The organism is Nostoc sp. (genome assembly GCF_036917775.1).
Taxonomy (GTDB): domain Bacteria; phylum Cyanobacteriota; class Cyanobacteriia; order Cyanobacteriales; family Nostocaceae; genus Nostoc.
On record NZ_JBALEQ010000015.1, the window covers coordinates 131,211 to 152,083 of the forward strand.

15 protein-coding genes and 1 riboswitch are annotated in these 20,873 nt (G+C 41.5%); of the genes, 7 read left to right on the forward strand and 8 right to left on the reverse strand.

The window, feature by feature from the left end; genetic code table 11:
* Positions 1 to 31: 31 nt before the first annotated feature.
* The 3 genes from V7K69_RS02175 to ntrB all read right to left on the reverse strand — a co-directional run bounded on the left by V7K69_RS02175 (position 32) and on the right by ntrB (position 3,349).
* Positions 32 to 868, reverse strand: coding sequence for an ABC transporter ATP-binding protein (locus tag V7K69_RS02175; protein WP_335031025.1), 837 nt, complete (start codon positions 866 to 868; stop codon positions 32 to 34).
* A gap of 100 nt (positions 869 to 968) precedes the next feature.
* Entirely contained in the window at positions 969 to 2,411 is a 1,443-nt protein-coding gene (locus V7K69_RS02180) for an ABC transporter substrate-binding protein (RefSeq protein ID WP_335030984.1), read from the reverse strand.
* 86 nt (positions 2,412 to 2,497) lie between these two features.
* On the reverse strand, positions 2,498 to 3,349 hold the full coding sequence (gene ntrB, locus V7K69_RS02185) for a nitrate ABC transporter permease (protein WP_335030986.1): 852 nt from the start codon (positions 3,347 to 3,349) through the stop codon (positions 2,498 to 2,500).
* Between the two features lie 97 nt (positions 3,350 to 3,446).
* A riboswitch (cyclic di-AMP (ydaO/yuaA leader) is annotated at positions 3,447 to 3,683 on the reverse strand.
* A gap of 415 nt (positions 3,684 to 4,098) precedes the next feature.
* Here ntrB and V7K69_RS02190 point away from each other — a divergent pair.
* Complete coding sequence (locus V7K69_RS02190; RefSeq protein WP_335030989.1) at positions 4,099 to 5,289, forward strand: sensor histidine kinase; 1,191 nt, start codon at positions 4,099 to 4,101, stop codon at positions 5,287 to 5,289.
* Between the two features lie 58 nt (positions 5,290 to 5,347).
* On the opposite strand, the gene rnc is transcribed toward V7K69_RS02190, so the two are convergent.
* The 4 genes from rnc to V7K69_RS02210 all read right to left on the reverse strand — a co-directional run bounded on the left by rnc (position 5,348) and on the right by V7K69_RS02210 (position 8,722).
* On the reverse strand, positions 5,348 to 6,034 hold the full coding sequence (gene rnc / locus V7K69_RS02195; protein ID WP_335030991.1) for a ribonuclease III: 687 nt from the start codon (positions 6,032 to 6,034) through the stop codon (positions 5,348 to 5,350).
* Positions 6,035 to 6,158: 124 nt separating this feature from the next.
* Positions 6,159 to 6,956, reverse strand: a complete 798-nt coding sequence (locus tag V7K69_RS02200) for an NYN domain-containing protein (protein WP_335030993.1) — start codon at positions 6,954 to 6,956, stop codon at positions 6,159 to 6,161.
* A gap of 515 nt (positions 6,957 to 7,471) precedes the next feature.
* Positions 7,472 to 8,080, reverse strand: coding sequence for a hypothetical protein (locus tag V7K69_RS02205; RefSeq protein ID WP_335030995.1), 609 nt, complete (start codon positions 8,078 to 8,080; stop codon positions 7,472 to 7,474).
* A gap of 54 nt (positions 8,081 to 8,134) precedes the next feature.
* A complete protein-coding gene (locus tag V7K69_RS02210) occupies positions 8,135 to 8,722 on the reverse strand; it encodes a Uma2 family endonuclease (RefSeq protein WP_335030997.1) in 588 nt (195 codons plus the stop codon).
* A gap of 91 nt (positions 8,723 to 8,813) precedes the next feature.
* On the opposite strand from V7K69_RS02210, the gene bchD reads away from it, so the two are divergent.
* Positions 8,814 to 10,850 (forward strand): magnesium chelatase ATPase subunit D, encoded by a 2,037-nt coding sequence (gene bchD, locus V7K69_RS02215; protein WP_335030999.1) that lies wholly within the window; start codon positions 8,814 to 8,816, stop codon positions 10,848 to 10,850.
* Between the two features lie 50 nt (positions 10,851 to 10,900).
* Here the strand turns inward: bchD and V7K69_RS02220 are convergent, their stop codons facing one another.
* A complete protein-coding gene (locus tag V7K69_RS02220; RefSeq protein WP_094329630.1) occupies positions 10,901 to 11,686 on the reverse strand; it encodes an RNA polymerase sigma factor SigF in 786 nt (261 codons plus the stop codon).
* Between the two features lie 609 nt (positions 11,687 to 12,295).
* On the opposite strand from V7K69_RS02220, the gene V7K69_RS02225 reads away from it, so the two are divergent.
* From V7K69_RS02225 to V7K69_RS02245, 5 genes are all read left to right on the forward strand, one after another.
* Entirely contained in the window at positions 12,296 to 13,051 is a 756-nt protein-coding gene (locus V7K69_RS02225) for a hypothetical protein (protein ID WP_335031001.1), read from the forward strand.
* On the forward strand, positions 13,044 to 13,604 hold the full coding sequence (locus V7K69_RS02230; protein ID WP_335031003.1) for a restriction endonuclease-related protein: 561 nt from the start codon (positions 13,044 to 13,046) through the stop codon (positions 13,602 to 13,604). The genes V7K69_RS02225 and V7K69_RS02230 overlap by 8 nt, the downstream gene beginning before the upstream one ends.
* Positions 13,604 to 17,080 carry a hypothetical protein gene (locus tag V7K69_RS02235; protein ID WP_335031005.1) on the forward strand — a complete coding sequence of 1,159 codons (3,477 nt, stop codon included), beginning with the start codon at positions 13,604 to 13,606 and terminating at the stop codon, positions 17,078 to 17,080. Before V7K69_RS02230 ends, V7K69_RS02235 begins: the two co-directional genes overlap by 1 nt.
* Positions 17,073 to 19,838 (forward strand): pPIWI_RE module domain-containing protein, encoded by a 2,766-nt coding sequence (locus tag V7K69_RS02240; RefSeq protein WP_335031007.1) that lies wholly within the window; start codon positions 17,073 to 17,075, stop codon positions 19,836 to 19,838. The genes V7K69_RS02235 and V7K69_RS02240 overlap by 8 nt, the downstream gene beginning before the upstream one ends.
* A 113-nt stretch (positions 19,839 to 19,951) precedes the next feature.
* On the forward strand, positions 19,952 to 20,680 hold the full coding sequence (locus V7K69_RS02245) for a Bax inhibitor-1/YccA family protein (RefSeq protein WP_335031009.1): 729 nt from the start codon (positions 19,952 to 19,954) through the stop codon (positions 20,678 to 20,680).
* Positions 20,681 to 20,873 lie beyond the last annotated feature (193 nt).

Sequence of the window (20,873 nt, forward strand, 5' to 3'; positions counted from 1 at the left end):
GGCTACCCACTAAAAAAAATGATAATCTAATTTACTCGTCTTGGGTAAAATATCGATCGAGGAAATTTAGGGCGTGGTTGCGGAGTTCAAAATATTCTTTTGAGTTTCGCATGGCAGCGCGATCGCGCGGACGCTCAAAAGGAACTTCTAAAATCTCTCCTATACTAGCAGATGGGCCATTGGTCATCAAGACGATGCGATCTGACATATAAATTGCTTCGTCTACATCATGGGTAATCATCATCACTGCTTGCCGATGGTTTTCCCAAATATCCAATACCTGCCGTTGCAATTTGCCACGAGTTAGCGCATCTAGTGCCCCAAAAGGTTCATCCATCAGCAACATTTTGGGACGAATTGCTAAAGCTCTGGCAATACCTACTCGTTGTTTCATCCCTCCAGAGATTTCATCAGGATATTTATCAGCTGCCGCCGTCAAGTTTACCATTGCCAAGTGTTCATTTACAATGCTAATTTTTTCCGCCCGATTAGCATTTTTTAGCACTTCATCCACAGCTAAACGGATATTCTCTCGCACGGTTAACCAAGGTAACAGCGAATAGTTCTGAAATACCATCATCCTTTCAGCTCCTGGCTGACGGATTTCTTTGCCATCAAGCCGAACTGATCCGGAAGTTGCTTTTTCTAAACCAGCTACTATCTTTAATAGCGTTGATTTCCCGCAACCAGAGTGACCAATTACAGAAATATATTCATCTTCACCAATCGTAAGATTAACCCCATCTAAAACGACAAAATTATCTTTATCAGGTGTCGGATAAGACTTGACTAAATTTTCAATTTCTAAAAATCCAGTGCGGGGAAGAACTCCGGTCTGGGTATTAGTAGGTAATGAGGTATATTCCATCATCAAAGGCTCCCGAAATAATTTAGTCAATCAATTTTGGATTAACTGCGATTTGTAATGAAAATCTAAAATTGCCAGGGTCAATATTTAAATTTTAGATTTAAGACATGAAAAAGTTAGTGGGAGCGTTAGCCCTGATAGCAAAACTATTCAGATAGCCCACAGGATCGCTGGGATCGAAGCCTTTCTTATCTATAAATACTTCTGGTGGTTCGACCTTGTAATCATCCTTTGGACATTTGATGCCCATTTCAGATGCTATCTCCCGATATAAATCTGTTCTCCAACCTTGTGCAGCTAATTTCTCGGCATTTTTAGGAAATTCCTTAATTTGTCCCCACCGCGCTGCTTGTGTCATCAACCAGAGACTTCTCGATCGCCATAAGAATGTTGAGTGTTCGCCTGGTTGTTTGGGAAGGGTATCAGGAATATCGAAGAAAATCGTAGTATCAGCGGCTTTAATTGTGCGGTCTTTGCCATCAAAGCCGCCATAGTTGTAGTTTCCGAGAATTCCGGGACTCGTAAACTTCGCAATTGGCGCACCTTTCTTTTTGGGTTTAGCACCTGTAAAGGAACGTTCTGTAAGCAGTTCAGCAACTTCTTGGCGGTTTTCTGCTTTGCTGCAATATTGGCAAGCTTCAATCATCGCCTTGACTAGAGAACGATAGGTTTTGGGATATTTATCGATGAAAGATTCCATCACCCCCAAAAGTCTATCTGGGTGTCCTAACCAGACTTCTTTACCTTGTGCAAAGGTAAAGCCGATGTTTTCGTTACCTGTAATTGCTCGTGTATTCCAAGGTTCTGCAACCATATAAGCTTGCATTGCACCAATCCGCACGTTTGTCACCATTTGGGGAGGCGGAACGATGATGACGCGAAACTCTTTAAGGGGATCAACTCCGGCGGCGGCGGATATGTAGCGGACAAAGTATTCGTAAATAGCGGAACTTAATACTACCGCCCAAACTCTGTTTTCTGGCGGTTGTTTGTCAAAGTAGCCTCGGAAATCACGCCCAAAGGCTTCTAAAGCGCCATCGCCATATTTTTCTTGATATTCATACCACGGACGTAGCCCAAAATCCCACATGGCTTTGTTCATGGTCATGGCGTTACCGTGGCGGTGAATGGTCATAGCTGCACACAAGGGAGCGTGGCGTGCGCCTTCTGCACCAATTCTGGCGTTGGTGACAGCACCAGATACTACGGGTGAAGCATCTAGGCGACCAAAAATTAAACCGTCGCGGGAGGTGGCCCAACTGGCTTCGCGGTTGAGTGTGACGTTTAAACCATATTTGCGGAAGAAGCCTTTTTTCCAGGCGATCGCAAATGGCGCACAATCATTAACGGGAACGTAACCAATGGTGAGATCGGATTTTTCTAGGTCTTGCGATCTAACTACTGGTTGTACAGCTAAAGCTTCTTCAGTCAATCCTTTAGCTGATCTATCTCCTGAAATTCCACAGGAGGACAGCGCTATCCCGGTTGTGGTTGCTCCTATTCCCTTAATAAAATCTCGTCGAGTCCAATTTATATCACCCATTTTTATAGCTCCATTTGTGATGAATTGCTCACGCAGAAGCGCAGAGTCTGGTTACATCTTGCTGTTTTGATTGCAGTCGAATTTTGTTAGTTAGAAATTTTTGGGCGATGGGTTACTAATTCTTCGATTTTACCCACGGCGTAATCCAGAATTAACCCAGTTAAGCCAATTATGAACACAGCTAAAAAGACTGAACTCAGGTTTAAGCGGCTCCATTCATCCCAGACAAAAAAGCCGATACCAATACCACCTGTAAGCATTTCCACGGCGACGATTACTAGCCAAGCTATACCTAAACTAATCCGTAAACCTGTAAAAATATATGGTAAACTCGCAGGCCAAATTATTTTTGTAATCCGCCTCCAACGGGGCATTTCTAGCACTTGTGCCACATCTAAATAATCTTTGGGAACGCTAGAAACTCCTAAAGCGGTATTAATAATTGTCGGCCATAAGGAAGTAATGAAAATGACAAAAATGGCTGAAGGATCTGCTAAATTGAAAATTGCTAAGGCGATGGGCAACCAAGCTAAGGGCGATACAGGTTTAAAAATTTGAATAATCGGATTGAGGGCTAGCATTGCCGGTCTAGACATCCCAATTAAAAACCCCACAGGAATCGCTACTACCGCACCTAACAAGAAACCCAATAATACCCGACGCAGACTTGCGATCAACAACCAACCAATTCCCAAGTTACCTGGGCCTCTTTGGTAGAAGGGATTTAATATGTAGTCTAAATTAGCAATGAGTGCTTCTGGTGGAGTGGGCATTAATTCGTGGTTGGCAAGTGCAATAATCCACCACAGCACAATTATTCCCAAGAAGCCCAATACTGGTAAAATGAATACATCTCTGAGGATGACAGGTTTTGTCTTTTTCCACGCAGCTTGTGTTGCGATCGCTGCGATCGCAGCCAAATTTAATTGAAATATCATTTACGACCTCAACAGATTTAAGTGCAGGTACAAGAAATCCGAGCAGTACCAGCCTTGGACACCGATGAGATCGGAACATTATAAAAATGCCGTCTCTTCAGTCTCCTCCCAATGCCTACGAAGTTAGCTGACGGGCTAGGGCTGAGAGATGCCCTTCTTTTTAGAGTGCTGAGTACCGTTAGCGATAGCGGGGCGTTTAGCCCGTGCTGAGTGATGAGTTAACTCTTCACTTCTCACTTTTAACTCTTCACTTTTTATGAGATACGCCCCACAATTTGGTTCCTCCGCTCCAGCGTTATGCACTGTGACACGCTGAATTAGGCTGACTTACTCTAATGGATACTAAATTATGCACAATATAACATTGATGCTCAGTAAAAGCTATCTATCTGAGAATAAATGTTGTTTATTTAGATACCAGAATTCAGCACCTATCATTACTTTTTGGTAATAAGTAAAATTTATACTTTTAATGGGGTTGTAAGTTAACTCCTTGCACAGCTAGCTAAACAATATAATTGAGTCAAGCATCAATATTGTTATCTGCTTGTTTAACATTTCTTGATGTAAAATATTTTATACTGAAAAAAATCAGATACGGGTAGTGAGTTAGCACACCAAGAATATGTAGAATCTATTTCTTTTGGTAGGTGAATTAAATTCCTAAACTTGGTAAAAGAACGACTGCAATCGTTAAACTAATTAAATATAGAAGTTTGCTCATCTATCTCCTAGCTGAATTTAACATAATGGATTTTAGTCAAGTACTGGCTGAAAAAACTGACAACATCCTCGATAAATGGGTTACAGCAGTTCGCAAGGATAGACGGATTGAAAGTGCTGATGACCTATCTTATACAGCAGTCAAAGATCATATCCCTGATGTTTTACAAGCAATGGTAACAGTGCTTTCAAAATCTCAGGATAATGATATTCAGTCGATGGTTACTGCTAGTTTTCAGCATGGAGCTATTCGAGCCGAACAAGGCTTTGACCCAGCAGAAATTGCCAGAGAATATCATCTGCTGCGAACAGTAATATTTGATACTCTACAAGCAGATTTATTAGAGGGAACACCTGTAGATATAATTCGTTCTATGCGTTTGATTGACGCTATTATAGACGAAGCGATCGCTCGATGTTTTAAGAGTTATGTTGACGAACGCTTGCGAGAATTACAGCAGTTGCAATTATCACTAACGCTCCACAATGAAGAACTTACGCGCTTAATTAGCGCGAATCAAGAGTATCTTTCGCAACTAGCCCACGAATTGAAACATCCTCTAACTTCCATTATTGGTTACTCGGATCTATTTTTACGCCAACAACGACGCAAGACACAAATAAAAGACACCTCAACCAATTTAGAACATATTGAGAGGGTACTACGTAATGGTAGACAATTACTCCACCTAATTAACGATGTATTAGAACTTTCGCGCTATGAAGCAGGACAGATAAAACTTCAACTAGCACCCACAGATGTACCTGAATTAATCAATAATATCTGTGAAATGTTGGAACCTTTAGCTGCTGGGAAAAATTTAAAAGTCGTAGTGGATTGCGATCGCGCTCCCAAAGAATTAATCACAGATCCCTTTCAATGCCAACAAATTATTACAAATCTTATTAGTAATGCAATTCGCTATACAGAGTCGGGGACTATTATTATAATGTGTCAGGTGTTGGAGAATCAGAGATGTGCGATCGCAGTTTCTGACACTGGAATTGGCATTGCACCAGAAAACCAAGCCCAGATATTTGAACCCTACTTTCGGGTCAGTTTTAGCGATCGTCCCTATCTCCCTGATAGTACAGGATTGGGGTTAGCGATCGTTTCGCGGTTAGTAAAACTACTCCAAGGTACAATTAACTTAGTTTCTGAGGTGGGAGTTGGTTCTACCTTCACTGTAATTTTTCCCTTACAAATAGAGATTTGATTTCGCGCCAAGACGTAAAATTTTGGTCTACACCTCTGCGTGAAATCAAAAAACATTATTACAATAACCCTTGTTTTTTCAACTTAGTTAGCGCATCCTCAGCAGCAGCTTTCTCTGCTTCTTTCTTATTGCGTCCCTTACCTTCGCCATAAATTTTTTCATCTACCAATACTTTGGCTATGAATTCTGGTGCATGAGAAGGGCCACCTATTTGTTCTGTGAAATATTTAGGAGGATTTGGGGTAACGTTGCGTTGTACCCATTCTTGAAAGCGGTTTTTTGAGTCTACATTAGAACGAGACACAACTATATGTTTAGGATCTACAGAATCAAATAGTGGTTCTATGATTGCGCGAACTGATTCAATATTGGAATCATTATCCAAATAGTAAGCACCAAGAACTGCTTCAAAGGTACTACTAAGTAAATTAGGGTTTTGGTAGCCTCCGTCTCGAATTGCGCCTTTTCCTAACCGCATCCGAAAGTCTAAACCTACCTCCTCAGCGAACTTTGCTAATTGTTTCTCATCTACCAACGCCGAACGCCGCCGTGTTAATTCATCTTCTCCCATTTCTGGGTGACAACTATATAGATACTCACCACTTAAGAAATTCAGTAAAGCATCACCGAGAAATTCTAAGCGTTCGTTGTGTTCACCTTCTCCGGGGTTTTCATGGACGTAAGAACGATGCGTAAGCGCACGGCGTAGAAGTTTTTCATTATGGAATATTAGAATTTTGTGCATTTTTATCTTGTGTCTTGTTGCGAAAATTGATTGTTGGGAAAGTTTACAAGTGTTATTTTGTTCAGACATGAAAAAACCGCAAATCGCGGTATTTTTAAAATCCAGATTTTACTAAACTGGGTTTTTAAAATCTTTTTGAAGCCGCAAGCTTGTCTAACTCGATTAAGAACAGTTTTTGACCTTGCTTTTGAATTTTATTATCCCTTACAGCAGCATCAACAAACTGACCAAAGCTTTTAAACTTCTTGCCATCAGGCATATAAATAGAGGAAAATCCTTGATATTTATGGCAACGCTGACGCATCAATTTATCAATGTATCCAAATAGGGTAGGCTTGCCTTGGTTTAAAGAAATTTTAGTAGATTCAATTAGGTACTTTACAGCATCCTTGTAATGAATATTAAACTCAACATCAGGAGTTTTAAGCTGAGTATTATTACCAACTAATTGAGGTAATTGATCTACAAAGTAAAATTCGTCAGCAAGGTTTTTCAGCCTTTGTTTTACATTACCTCGTTGTGCAAAAATTATGACATTTTTATCCTTATCTTGCAGAAATTGAATTGGATTTGCAAAGTCCCCATCTCCTGACACAAGGATAAAAATTTCTGGAGAATGATTGTTATATACATCGTCAATTAAATCAGATTTAAGTTGATTGTCTGCACTGTTTTTTAAAGAACAGGTAACATCTTCACATCGAAAACCGATAAGTTGTAGGTTATCTTTTGCAGAAGCCTGGTTTTCAAATAATGAATTATAGTAGACTCTTCTAATAACTAAACTACCCCTTGCATTGGCAAAATCCAGCAATGAATTTGCTAGCTCTTGACTTAAATAAACATTTTGAAAATCGCAATAGATGCCAACCTTGAGTTGCTGGTTTGTTTCTCTATTAGAAGATTGATTAGCGTGTGGCATTGTAATATATCCAGTATTCTTTGGTAAACTGGACAGCTTCAACAAATTACACATTTAGCAGTAGCAGGGCTTTATACAAGGAATTTGTACACAAAAAGTACTGCCCTGAAATAAAGCTTTATACCGTTCCTTTCGTTTGGTTCAAGTCTCAGCCGTAGAACTCCTGGCTTCCTACCAAGTTTCGCGTCATCCTTTCCCCTGAACATTCATCCAAACATCTTGTCTTACCGTTGAAAGTCAAGTCAATCAGTTGACCTGACATTGGACTGAATACTCAGCCGAAGGGATGACGCGAAGCTTGGCAGGAAACTAGGAATTCTGCTGCTGAGACAAGATCAAAAATCAGCGCTTTAGAGTGCGGTTAGTTTGTTCTGTCTTATGTACAGAGTGACATGGATGACCCTGGATTGTCAATATACTTATTTATGAAGATTTCGTAAAAGCGCTCACCCATATTCATGAACTTTAAAATGTTATATGGTATTTTTTAAAAAATATTTTAGTTAATAAATGATTTACGGTTTACTTTGAGCGATCGCAGCATACAAAATACCTAAAATTTTCTTAATATCCTTAATATAATATTCACTCAAATCAATCGAAACTACATTACCTTGAAGTTTCATAAATTGCCAGATAGTACCGATAGTAACAGCACCATATATAGCTTTTATTTTATTTCCACCTCTCTCGTTAAATAACTGAGCAGCTACCATTTCAGCAATACATTGCGATAAACCAGACCTCAAATTCTCATTTTTACTTTCTACTAGCACAATCACCGGACTACGTATAAGCAACTGCTCCGAAGAAAGACTCAAAATAAAATCACAAAACCCGTTTAATCCTCGCTGAGTATCGACAGTGAAATCAACTCCAGAAAACAAACTTATCTCATAATTAAATCTGCGTCTAATTTCTAATAAAATTGGACTGATTATCATTTCACTTCGAGCTTTCTCTGAACTTATCGCTACTGCTAAATCTACATTTTCCTTAAGAATAGTAGATAATAAATCACTACACTCTTGCTCCTTTACATTTGCAAATAGTCCAGATGACTCCTGGATAATTAAACCAAAAGAATCAATAATTTCAATAAGCTTGAAATCACTATAAGCCATAAAACTTACTCCTTTGTCTTATGACTGAATCCTACCTCATTCTTATAACAAAGATTAACAATTCAGCTTTGGCGGAAACACCTTAGCTAAATCAAGGGATAAATCAGGGAAGCAGGGAAAATTTATTACCTCATTTGACAAGACAATTCGCTTATTTGAATAACCATATCTGCCTTGATTATCCTGATATGGTTCACTGTAAGCTTCCAAATAATTATCGAATAAATTGAATATCCAATAATCAGTAATACCCGCTTTAGCATAGAGAGGTATTTTCACATCTTGATCATAAGCTAAAGAAGAATCGGAAACCTCCATCACCAATAACACATCAGCCGCTTTAGGGTGAGCCGAGAGATAATCATCAGCACGGTTTTGAACAATTGCAAAATCTGGTTCAGGTTCACTGTTAGGTGGTAAAGCAATCGGCGCTTGAGATTGCAAAGTAGCCTTGTCTCCCAGTATTTTGGGGAGTTCCTTCCACAGTTTTCTTAAACAAGTTTCATGGGCTTTACCTTTGGATGCCATTTCAATAATTTCCCCGTTGATTAATTCAATGTGGTCATCTTCATGGAAAAAGCCTAATTCTCCAAGCCTGTGGTATTCATCGAGTGTGAAGCGTTTAGCCTGAGCAATACTCATAAACTTACCTTTCTCTCATTGCCATAATACTTATTCTAAATGTGCCAGAAATTGGTATGCTAAAGGCCGAGACTCGCTATCAAAGCAAACAATGCCTGCGCCTAGTATCAACCCCACCATCACTGCCTTTCCCTTGACAGCTGTAGTTGGTCAAGAAGCAATTAAATTAGCCTTGCTGTTAGCAGCCGTTGATCCTGGTTTGGGAGGAGTGGCGATCGCAGGTCGTCGCGGTACGGCAAAATCTGTAATGGCTCGTGCTATCCACGCTCTACTACCGCCGATTGAAGTTGTCAAAGGCTCAATTAGCAACTGTGACCCCAACCACCCAGAAGAATGGGACGATCAACTTTTGGCGGAGTACGCAGACAAAGACATTCAAGATGTACCCGTCGAAATTATTCCTGCGCCTTTTTTGCAAATTCCTCTAGGTATAACAGAAGACCGACTATTAGGTTCCGTGGATGTTGAAAAGTCGGTAAAACAAGGTGATACGATTTTTCAGCCCGGTTTACTCGCTACAGCAAATCGCGGTGTACTGTACGTAGATGAAATTAATTTATTAGATGACCAAATATCAAATCAGCTTTTAACAGTATTATCTGACGGACGCAACCAGATTGAACGGGAAGGGATTAGTTTTCAGCATCCGTGCAAATCCCTATTTATTGCCACCTACAATCCCGAAGAAGGCGGATTACGTGAGCATTTATTAGATAGAATTGCGATCGCACTCTCTGCTGACGGTGTACTCGGCTTAGATCAAAGAGTAGAAGCAGTTGAACAAGCGATCGCTTACTCTAAATCTCCTCAAGACTTTCTTAAACAGTACAACGAAGACTTAGACTCCCTGAAAACCCAAATTATTTTGGCGCGGGAATGGTTAAAAGAAGTCATCATCACCCATGAACAAATTGCCTATTTAGTGGATGAGGCAATTCGCGGAGGAGTTCAGGGACATCGCGCCGAGTTATTCGCCGCGCGGGTTGCCAAAGCTGCTGCGGCTTTGGAGGGACGAACAACAGTTAATGCCGAAGATTTGCGCCGTGCCGTAGAACTGGTAATTGTACCACGTGCCACAGTTGTGCAGACACCGCCACCCGATCAAGCACCACCACCGCCTCCACCGCCGCCACAACAGAATCAAGAAGAACCCCAGGACGAATCTGAAGACGAAGAACAAGACGAACAGGAAGAACAGGAAGAAAATCAAGAGCAAGAACCCCCCAGCATCCCGGAAGAATTTATCTTTGATCCAGAAGGGGTAATTCTTGATGACAACGTGCTGTATTTTACTCAAATGGCGAAGCGGCAAGGTAAATCTGGTAGCCGCAGTGTTATCTTTTCCGATGATAGGGGACGCTACATTAAGCCGATGTTGCCCAAGGGGAAAGCGCGACGCATTGCAGTAGATGCCACCCTAAGAGCTGCGGCTCCTTATCAAAAAGCACGCAGAGAAAGACAACCAGATAGAAAAGTTATTGTCGAACAACCTGATATTCGCTCGAAACGCCTGGTACGCAAAGCCGGGGCGTTGGTAGTATTTGTGGTAGATGCTTCTGGCTCAATGGCCCTGAATCGAATGCAATCGGCTAAAGGTGCGGTAATGCAACTGTTGACTGAAGCTTATCAAAACCGCGACCAAATAGCATTAATTCCCTTTCGGGGAGAACAGGCAGAGGTATTATTGCCTCCAACACGTTCTATTGCTTTGGCGCGTAACCGTTTGGAAAGGTTGCCCTGTGGTGGGGGTTCGCCCTTAGCGCATGGTTTAACTCAAGCTGTGCGCGTTGGCCTAAATGCCCAGATGAGTGGAGATATTGGGCAAGTTGTCCTTGTAGCAATCACCGATGGGCGGGGTAATATTCCCTTAGCGCGTTCTTTGGGTGAACAGATTGAACCAGGAGAAAAGCCAGATATCAAAGGAGAATTATTAGAAATTGCTGCTAGAATTCGTGCTTTGGGGATGCAACTATTAGTAATTGATACAGAAAGTAAATTTGTGTCTACTGGCTTTGCTAAAGAATTATCGCAAACAGCAGGTGGTAAATATTATCATTTGCCAAAAGCGACAGATCAAGCTATTGCTGCTATGACCAAAGGTGCGATCGCTGATTTAAAATCTAGATAATTAGTCATTTGTCATTGGTCATTAGTCATTGGATTTTTGACTCAGTACGACTACGAACCAGTGGGCATTACCTGTGGTTGTAAATAGCAAATCAAATCCTGGATTCCCTTTTGCAGATAGCGCGTTACCGTCATTGGACTAGTACCAATATTTTTGGCCGCATCCTTGCGAGAAAGTTCTTTCAAGAATACCATTTCGACTGCCATGCGGGGCTTTTCTTCCAACATATTGATTGCGCCTTGCAGTTGTTGGCGTTCTTCTTCTTGTTGTAAAAGAACATGAGAACGAGGACAAGGAAGTGCTTCACCCAAGGTTATTTGACAATCAACATAGTTAACTGCGGTTGCATCTAAACTTAAAGGCATCCGATTTTGAGCGGCTAACTTGGTTTCTTGCCATTCTTGCACAGATACCCGCAGGTGGCTGGCAATTTCAGCGTCCTTGGGCTGGCGACCTAAAGACATTGCTAAGTCCTTGCGAATCTTTTGCCCTTCATTGTATAATTCTTGCCAACGACGAGGAATTTTTAATAAAGTACTGCGATCGCGCAAAAAGTGCAGCATCTCTCCACGAATATATGGCACTGCAAAGGAACTAAAAGCATATCCTTGGCTAGGATCGAAACGCTCAATAGCCCTAATTAAACCAAAATACCCAATTTGTTCTAAATCTTCATAAGGTTCATTACATTGATGGCTGAATTTATGAGCCATCTTTCGTACTAAGCCAGTGTGTAACTGTACAAGTTTATTACGAAGTTTAATAGAAGGATTCTGGTGGTACAAGTGTAATAATTCTATACCATCAGTTCGTAAAGAGGACTCACTTGTTGCCATATACATTCCTTTGTTGTAACTCCTATTCCTCAAAAAATGGAGTTGCGTATATTTTCTTCTAAGCTGTTATTATTTTGCTTAGTCAGGGAAGAATAAGCCATCGTCGTTTCACTGAACTTATGAGGGGTCTAACTCCATAATTCAGTATTTGTACGCATGATTTTCATAACCTCTCTGTTGCAGGTTATTTTTGTTTTTTACATAACTCTTTAATTGCACATAATCTTTAGCTTTTGCAACAAAAACTAGCTATTTATGCTGAATAATGTATAACTGACTGAATAGCTATCTGTCTTAGTGAGAGCAACGTGAATAGTTACTGAATTAATCGCAAAAGAGACTGGACAATTTTATCTTTTAGTACGCACCCTCATTAATAAAGGTCGAAAATTCAAATTGAAAGTTGGGTGGCAAAACAAAACCTAAGCTACAAAAAACAGAATTCCGACTCATTTTTATGGAGATTTGTACTTAGTTGGGTTTTGAGGTACATTTCTATTCAATACTTGGTGAGATGGAAACTTTGGAAACTTAGTGGAAACATGGAAACAGGTGATTGACATGCCAGTTTGGTGGGTGTCACACTTCTGCAAAACAGGAGGGTGAACAATGAAAATCACCAAACACCGACAAAAAATTCTGGATACACTTCAGCAATGGTTCAGCATCCATAAACAAGGACCAACTCTAGAAGAGTTGTGTCAAGAACTCGGAATGCAACCACGTCAGAAAGCAACAGTTCAGAAGTGGTTGCAAACTATGCGCGGTATAGATGTGGAATGGGATGACCACAGCGCCCGTAGTCTTCGCCTCCTCACATCTGAACCGGAAAAACCCTCTTTACAGCTATCTGTTACCGATACTCTGCGGTATCTAGCTACTGGCGTGGTGCAGTGGGAAAAACTTGAGCTAGAAAAGCGAAGTCAAGTACCAGAAGCCCTTCGCATTGGTATGTCCCGTATGTACTTAACTTCTTTACTACAGGGAGAACAAGCCCCAGAGAACCTACCTCAATTTTTTGATTGGGCGGAAACATCAATTGCTTCCTGGAAACCAGCCCAAGAGATTAAATATCTTTCACCAGATGTCAGCGTTATAGAAGACGGAGTAGTTTCCGATTTTGCTAGAGAATGGCAAGTTTCGGGTAATAATGTGGTGGCGCAGGTACAAGAATCAGTACTGAAAGATGTACTGGAATACTGTCGAGGAAATCAGCTAGAAGATGCTTATCGTGCTTTTCGACTACTGAATTATCACGAAACCTACTCTTCATTACTCAGAATATCGGCAATGGCTACGTTTACCCGAAATCAGACCACTACGCGAGTTATTGTCACGGTTAGAAATCTATGTCGATATGGATAAGTTGGCAGAGGATAGAGTCTATCATCTGTGTCCGCGCTGCAAGTATGTCCAACGCCAACGCCCTGATGGTACATATACTTGCCGTAACCCTTGGTGTGAAAGACTTTGTGCAACCAGCAACTTTCAACCATTGCCACCTATTTCTAAAGAAAAAGCAGCAGACTGGAAAGCTGTTACCACTGGTGTACATTTGTACGGTACGCTTCCAGGAATTTGGGAAATTCAACTTCAAGAAGAACTTACAAAATTGGGTTTGCGCGTTACTCTCTGGCCTTTTGTCGATGAATTTGACTTACTTGTAGAGTTCCCGCGCAAAGTTCGTTGGGCAATTGATTTTAAAGATTGGTCATCTGTGGATGAAGAACGTTTGCAAAAGGTGCAGTATCGGCGTGATGCAACGGAAACCTTTGTAGTTTTTCCAGATGAACGCGAAGACTATTTGCGGATAAAGGTAGTGCGCGAACAACTAGAACCTGAACTTGAAGGGGTGCGTTTGCGCTTATTTAGCGAAATCATCACCGAGGCTCAAGCAATTTTAGGGAAGAAAAAATAATGCGTGACACCATTAGCTGGCGCAAGGATCTGTGTAAAAAACTCCGCAACTCTGATGAATTACAACAGCATATAGTATCTAGTTTAGTTAACGCAGATACTAAGGTACAACAGCGAGAACTTAAGCGTCTTGCCCAACTCATTGCTGATGTGGAATTGGGATTAACCTTACTTAAGGAAGTAGCACCAGAAGAACCTGCCACTTCTGTGGAAGCTTTGCTGAAAGGATATCACTTTCCAGTTGAACAATTACAAAGCGATCGCAACTGGCAACTTACACAAAATGCTCGTTTCTATTTGATTAAGCGTAAAGGCAGACAATGGCTGCGAGTTCTTCAGGAGTACATCAACTTACCTGAAATTATTAGAATCTACAGCCTTGAAGAGGCAAGGAATGTTCCTCAAACTATTCCATCCAGTACCTACCCAACTCGTTTAGAGAAGATATATCTTCCAACTTTATTAAAAACTCCACAGCATAGACAACGAAAAATCAAATTAGCAAATGAGGGGCGGTGGTATGCCAAGATTTCCCAAAAAGGTAACTCTCCAGTTGAGGTTCCTATTGATATTCCCAAGGAAGTTGCTAATATAGCACCTTCGTCTGTAGTAACCCTTCGTCGCACACGGACTAAGCATAATCCACAGTGTAGCGTTACCCGTGAAGAATTAATACTAGCTGCCCAAGAAATGGACGATAAATTGTCCCAGTTTGGGCAACAAGAAAATTATCGTAACCGCTTGGAAAATATCCTCTTCCAGCTATACGATGCTGAATCAGATAATTTCCAGCACGGTAATCAGCTAACTTTAGAGGGTCTTATCCACATTGTCGGGCTTTTGAATGTGGGCAAGTCTACCCTGTTGGAAATTCTGATTTACTTCTTCGCTAAACAGGGCGATCGCTGTGGGTTAATGGTGAATGCTGTTGCTACAGCAGTGCGCCTCGCTTCTTTGTTCTGCCACAAATTAGGAATTCCTGCTGCACCAGTGTTGGGTAGTAAACGCCAAGAGCAACTGGCAAAAGTCTACGAACCTATTCTCAAAAGTGAGGGTGAGGAAGTTACTAAGGGAGGGATGCACCCTGCATGGCGTTGGTTCAGCCAAGTCTGCCCACTTTTAGCTCTAGTGCAATCAGAAGATAAGTGGGAATTTGGCAATGAACCTTGTCACAAGCTTTATCAAAAAGTTCTTGTAGCTGATAATGATGATTCTGATGATGAAGACTGGCAGGAAAGTGATGAAAAATACACTTGTCCCTGTTATTACAAATGCCCACGTCACCATTTAGAACACGATATTGCTACAGCTTCAGTCTGGATTTTCACCCCTGCTAGTTTCATTCATACTCGTGTACCCCGCCAGGGATTTGAACAAGACTGGACCTTTGCTGAGGCTGTTTATCGAGAATGTAAATATCTATTTGTTGACGAAGCCGATCGCGTGCAGATTCAGTTTGACGAAGAGTTTGCCCCTGATGAAGTCTTAGTCGATGGTTCTGGAAACTCATTTTTAAATAAACTCGGACTTAACCAGTCCACGATTTACAATTCCGATCGCAGTGATATGGCAGGCGATCGCTTTGTTGCTTGGACAAGCGCACATTACCATACCCAAAATGCTACTAACCGCATCTATCACTTACTCCTCACGCACCCTAAATTGGTTGCGTGGTTGGGGCCACTTCCTTTTACAGGTCGTTCTCTATTTGCTCGGATTATCCGTGACCTAGTTGATCCACCTGAGATTTCTGTCTCAGCGAAACCGAAACTAACTCGCCAACAAATCATGGAAGAACGGCGTAAACGCATCATTGAAGCAGACTTGGCTCCCACAGAGCAACGCCGCCGCCGCAAACAAATGATGGATCAACTAGATGGATTTTTACAACATCCGTTCAATCCCCGTCGTGGTGGTGAACTTTCAGGTTTGGCGCTGACAATACTAACTGCGGAAGATGACCGTCAAGCCTTAGCTGAAATTGCTCCTTGGTGCAAAAGATGGATAGAAATCCATAATCTTTCCCTACCTGATGAGACTCAATTTGAGGAACTAACCCGAAATCTCCGGTTTGCGATTTTAGTCACCATACTCGATAACCGGCTGGGTTTTATAGTTGATAATCTGAGCGACCTCGGTCGGGTAATTAACTTGCACGACTCAAGCCAAGACCTTTTACATCGTCCACCGGATGACTTTCTCCCAGTTTTACCAGAATCGCCAGTGGGAAATATTCTAGGTTTTTTGTATAAGCAAGAACGTAGTGCTAAAAAAGCTGGCAAGTTGGACTATTTCCGCTATGTGGGTGTAGGTCGTGCGTTACTGTCAAACTTCCCAAAACTGTTTGCTGTAGATGATTGGGATGGCCCGCATACTGTTCTGATATCAGGTACTAGCTACGCTCCGGGTTCGCCAGCCTATCACATCAACATAAAACCCACTATATTGTTGCAATCTAGAACTGGTGAGGCAGGTATAGCTGAAAGTCAATTTTTCTTTAGTCCCAAACAGAATCCGCAAGCCAACTATATTGCTTTATCAGGATTACCACCTGCAAAACGCAAACTTGCTGCTAAAGAAATGGTGGAGGCTATGTGCCACTCGGTAAGAGGTGGACAGAGTTTTCTAGATGGAGTATTTCAGGATTTAGCACAGCGAAAACAACAGCAACCTGAATGGTGGAGCGATCGCGATCGCATCTTGATTGTCGTGGGTAGTTACGATGAATCCGAATGGGTCACGTCTATCTTACAATCCCGCTACCGTTTCGATGTAAACATCAACGATGACGGTATTGCCACCCTCCGGCGCGACAATGCTCCGACTCATCTTCATGGGATTCTACGAAGCGAAATCAGGAATTTACAACATTTACCCACCCAGATTGTAGTTGCTCCTTTGATGGCTCTAGAGCGGGGTCACAACATCTTGAATGCTCAAGGTAAAGCTGCATTTGGTGCAGTGTTATTCCTCAATAGACCTATGCCAATCCCTGATAACTGGCAATCTACTGTTCAGCAACTCAATGCTTGGGCACTAAAGCATGAAAAAGACTCCACTCTTTATGAAGAAGCTCAATCAATATCGGGGAACCTAACCCTGACTCAGGTTGCAGATATCTTCTACCAGAATGCTGTTGCCGAAATGGTCAATCTGAACTACACGGCGTGGGCTTTTAAGCAACTAACACAAGGAGAGCGATCGGTACTTTGCTGGACTCAGTTAGTAAGTATCTGGCAAATCATCGGGCGTTTGGTGCGTGGTGGAGTACCAGCAGTAGTCCATTTTATAGATGTGAAATTCGCCCCAAATTCAGCTATTGGCGAACAAGACAGTGAAAGCACTTCACTTTTGGTTGCCATCATCAAGGTGCTGGAACCCTATGTAGAAGGTGAGGATGTGCTGGCGCGATCGCTCTATGGAGCTTTTTTAAATGCGTTGAAACAAATGAGAGAAAGAAACTTAAACTATGACTAAAATTATTCTTCCTGGTGCTTGGGAACTTACTGCAACGAATCCAATATGCGAACTTTATGCAATCTATGTCCCTACTACATGGCGACAAGTCGCCAACAACCTTGCTCAACAGTGTGCCAGACTCCAAGGTAAAAGTTATCGGGCTGTGCCAGTTTATTCCCTCGACCCTTTGGTATCTGGTAGTTTTCCTAAAATTATCAAGACTGTGCGTAATGGCTGGCAAAAAGGCAATGTACCTTGGTTATTAGCAACAGAAACCATAGACATTTCTGACTTGGGTAACTTGATCAAAGATTGGTTAATAGAAGAATTTAGTTCCTTGGAGGATGTTGAGTCACAACTTGCAAATTTGAATAATAATGATTGGCGATGGGAAGATTCACAAACCTATGAATTACTCCATCCTCAAAACAAAGTCGAAACAAACAACCTTTACCAAGCAATTCCAGATTACCTTGCCAAGGAATTTCTCAAAAACCCAAGAGTTTACTTTGGTGTTGATGAGCAGTATCAACTGACATTTTATCGAGTCGTCAGCCTCCAAGGTGCTGAGTTGATGTCATGGCCTCCCAGCGAAGTTACGGTAACTAAAGACAAGGAAACAACAGAAACAGCATACATCTCATTTGTCATTGAGTTTGTTTTGCAAACAGTTCCCTGGCGCGAAAAACCTATTGTTTATCATCATTTATCAATTCGACGGTGGCTGACTAAACCTTTGAATTATGTACCTTATCCAGGCGTGAAAGCTCATATTGGTGATAACCGCCGATGGTTAGATGGACAACGCCAAACCTTTTGCTTTATTCCACTGACGATGAACCGTTATGGAAAGGAAGTAAAGTGGCCTCAAGCCATCAACAATCTTCTTTCTCTCAATGACTCTCAACTTCCTGACGCAAATAATTTCGTTTCTAACCCAAATCATAACTGGTCAGGTGTGAACACAATTCCTAGTGGTATCCAAGCTGCGATCGCCTACACTTCTAAATTAGGAGAACCACCTTGCTTTGCTGGTATCAGTCCACAAGATTTGGCTAGTTTAGATCAAGCTATTGAAGTACATCTTCCTGTTCAGAGAGTGGGTGAAGCTGAGAGAGTGACAGGTAACGTTTTTATTTTCTGGCCTTTGGAGAAACCCAAACAGAAAATTTTTCGCCCTTGTGCTACTGAAGAGAACCAATCTACCAAGCCTAAAAAAGCTAAGAAATCTGACGACCCAAATCATTCACACACCCCAATGCTGCGACCAAAACTAGCAGCAACAGCAGTATTTCGTGAAGCTGAAAATCCTCTTCGCACCATACTTATTTTGTGGGAAACTCCACAATGTCGTAATGCACTGATTGCTGAAATTTGCCAGTTACTGTATTTATCACCTACAAAAGTAGAAAATATTTATCAAGGTTTCTATGCTTCTCTGTGTATCAAGACTCAACATGTTGGCGACCTTACACAAGACCTGGAAATTCAACATTTTTCTGAAGCAAGGAAAACTTATCAACAGCAACGTCCTAATTTATTAGTAGAGCGCATTAATCAAATTACCGGGTTTCTACCCCAAACTAAAGAACTAAGTGGGGCATTAATCGAAATTAGACAGAAATCTCGTATATCCGAGGCTGATCCCAAGTTGGCATGGCGAATTGGTGCAATGAAAACAGGCTATCTCAACCAACATATTCATCGGATAACTTATATTACCAAAGCTGGTGAAGAAAAACTGAAAAAATCTGGTTTGGAACCAGTAAAACGAGCAGTATCAGACTTACTAAGACAATTTGGGATTTTACCTGATACTCCTTTAATTAATCCCAAAAAAGATGGCATTGATCCTGATGTTTGGTTAACGTGCTTTTATGTCCTACGCCGCACCCGCAAAACCAATGCAGAAAACATTCCCAAAACTGTTACTTTAATGATCAGAGTTAATCCAATAACAGCTAAAGTAGAATTAACAACTCCTGATTTATGGAATAAACAAGGTTGGGTGTCATATCCTTTCGGACTTGCACATCTTTTGAATGAAGACTGGAATCCAAACTCTTTTGATGAAAGCAATGAAGAAGTTGATGATGCAAAAAAGCACCAAGAGCAAACACAAGAACAAAGGCTAATTAATAAGTTTGTAGCTGAATGTTTACAAGAGTGTTTAAATACTCCAATTACTGATAATAAATCCCCGCGTGTACTATTCATGGCAGAGGCACTGAATGCCCGCAAAATGCTGAACTGGCTACAAAACCAAAATCTACTTACTAATGACCCACTGCAAGCACTAAAAGAATACCTTTCACAAGAACAAATCAATCGTCTGTGGGTTGTGCGCTTACGAATTGCAGATACTGGTGAAGTACCAGTTGCTATTGTTAAAGATTCTCCCGGTGAGCGACGCAGTGGTGTTTACCGATGGCGGGGTGTGTGTGATGATGGGGAGCGATCGCTCTACCTGAGCGTTAGAAAGGCGTTGTATACTGAACGAGGCACAACAATATTACAAAAAACTCAGTCTCGCCTTGACAATGGCAGCAGGCAGCCTGGAAGAGCCAGAATCTTAGAAATAGCCTTGATTCATCACCCAGAAATCAAGGGTGACAAGCTAGCTCACTTTGTCCACTCTCTCAGAAGTCGCTGGCCTTATTTTGCAAATGACGTTTCCTTGCCTTTGCCTTTTCCCTTTGCAATCAAGGCTAAAGAGTATGCTATCACTACTAAAGATCCAGTGGAATCCTCAGAGACTGACGATTTTAATTTTTAACAACAAAGCTACCTTTCAGATTTTGCAACAATATTAAATCCTTGGCTGTTAACCGCAAAGATTGGTAACAATAGGAATAAGCACAACGTTTTCCTAAAAAACAGTTTTTCAATATGAGCAATACCAGTAATTTTCGTGAAGCTATCCGTGAGGCTAAATCTCATGCCCTCGTTGGCCCAAACGTAATCGCCAACGCCCTCCCCTACGTTGGTGGTGGATTGGTGCTAACGGCATTAGGAACCTACGGCGGTTTGGGAGTTATCCGTGCTAACCCCGAAATATTCTTTCCCACCTTTATCGGTGCGGTGATTTTGGAGTTAATTTTGTTCTTTGTTGCTCAAAATGTTGCCCAAAAAGGTAACAAGGGTCTTGCACTACCCCTGTTGGCAACCTACAGCCTCTTGTCTGGATATACTCTCAGTGGCTTGATATTCGTCGCTTTGAGATCCCAAGGTGTTGGCATTCAAGGCATTGGTTTGGCTGCCCTTGGTTGTGGCGTTACTTTTATTTTCGCCCGTCAAATTGGTTCAAATCTTTCTGAACAAGATGGGATGGCTTTGACGAAAACCATCAATCTTGGCGTTATCGCCTTGGTGGTTGTGTGCCTTGCCCAATTTGGGTTTGCCATGTTTGGTGTTTACACGCCAAATTGGTTAGAAATTGCCATCTCCGGCTTAGGAGTATTCCTGTTTGTTGGGGTTTCTGTTGTCGATTTCTACATCTTGCCCCGCACTTACAGCGATGACCAATATCTGCCTGCTGCTTTGTCGATGTACTTAACTTACATCAACTTGTTCGTCTTTATCTTGCGGTTGCTAATTGCCATCAATGGCCGCGATTAATTGTCTGTTGGTACTAGCAAAAGTCAAGTTTTATAAAGTTAAAACCGTGGTTAAATTTTTAGCAACCACGGTTTTTTGTCGTTTTAATAGTAGAATATGCTGAGAGGGTGACAAGGCAACTCTAAGCTAGATGGGACAAAACTTTGAGAAGATGGTGGAGACAAAAAATAGGGAGCATTTTTGTGGCTCCCCC

Excerpts from the sequence above, each read along its gene's own strand:
- rnc (WP_335030991.1), bottom strand. The coding sequence starts at position 6,034 with ATGCACAAAATTCTAATATTCCATAATGAAAAACTTCTACGCCGTGCG.
- V7K69_RS02240 (WP_335031007.1), top strand. The coding sequence starts at position 17,073 with ATGACTAAAATTATTCTTCCTGGTGCTTGGGAACTTACTGCAACGAAT.
- V7K69_RS02190 (WP_335030989.1), top strand. The coding sequence starts at position 4,099 with ATGGATTTTAGTCAAGTACTGGCTGAAAAAACTGACAACATCCTCGAT.
- V7K69_RS02175 (WP_335031025.1), bottom strand. The coding sequence starts at position 868 with ATGGAATATACCTCATTACCTACTAATACCCAGACCGGAGTTCTTCCC.
- V7K69_RS02245 (WP_335031009.1), top strand. The coding sequence starts at position 19,952 with ATGAGCAATACCAGTAATTTTCGTGAAGCTATCCGTGAGGCTAAATCT.
- V7K69_RS02210 (WP_335030997.1), bottom strand. The coding sequence starts at position 8,722 with ATGAGTATTGCTCAGGCTAAACGCTTCACACTCGATGAATACCACAGG.
- bchD (WP_335030999.1), top strand. The coding sequence starts at position 8,814 with ATGCCTGCGCCTAGTATCAACCCCACCATCACTGCCTTTCCCTTGACA.
- V7K69_RS02230 (WP_335031003.1), top strand. The coding sequence starts at position 13,044 with ATGGATAAGTTGGCAGAGGATAGAGTCTATCATCTGTGTCCGCGCTGC.
- V7K69_RS02220 (WP_094329630.1), bottom strand. The coding sequence starts at position 11,686 with ATGGCAACAAGTGAGTCCTCTTTACGAACTGATGGTATAGAATTATTA.
- ntrB (WP_335030986.1), bottom strand. The coding sequence starts at position 3,349 with ATGATATTTCAATTAAATTTGGCTGCGATCGCAGCGATCGCAACACAA.
- V7K69_RS02205 (WP_335030995.1), bottom strand. The coding sequence starts at position 8,080 with ATGGCTTATAGTGATTTCAAGCTTATTGAAATTATTGATTCTTTTGGT.
- V7K69_RS02225 (WP_335031001.1), top strand. The coding sequence starts at position 12,296 with ATGAAAATCACCAAACACCGACAAAAAATTCTGGATACACTTCAGCAA.
- V7K69_RS02235 (WP_335031005.1), top strand. The coding sequence starts at position 13,604 with ATGCGTGACACCATTAGCTGGCGCAAGGATCTGTGTAAAAAACTCCGC.
- V7K69_RS02200 (WP_335030993.1), bottom strand. The coding sequence starts at position 6,956 with ATGCCACACGCTAATCAATCTTCTAATAGAGAAACAAACCAGCAACTC.
- V7K69_RS02180 (WP_335030984.1), bottom strand. The coding sequence starts at position 2,411 with ATGGGTGATATAAATTGGACTCGACGAGATTTTATTAAGGGAATAGGA.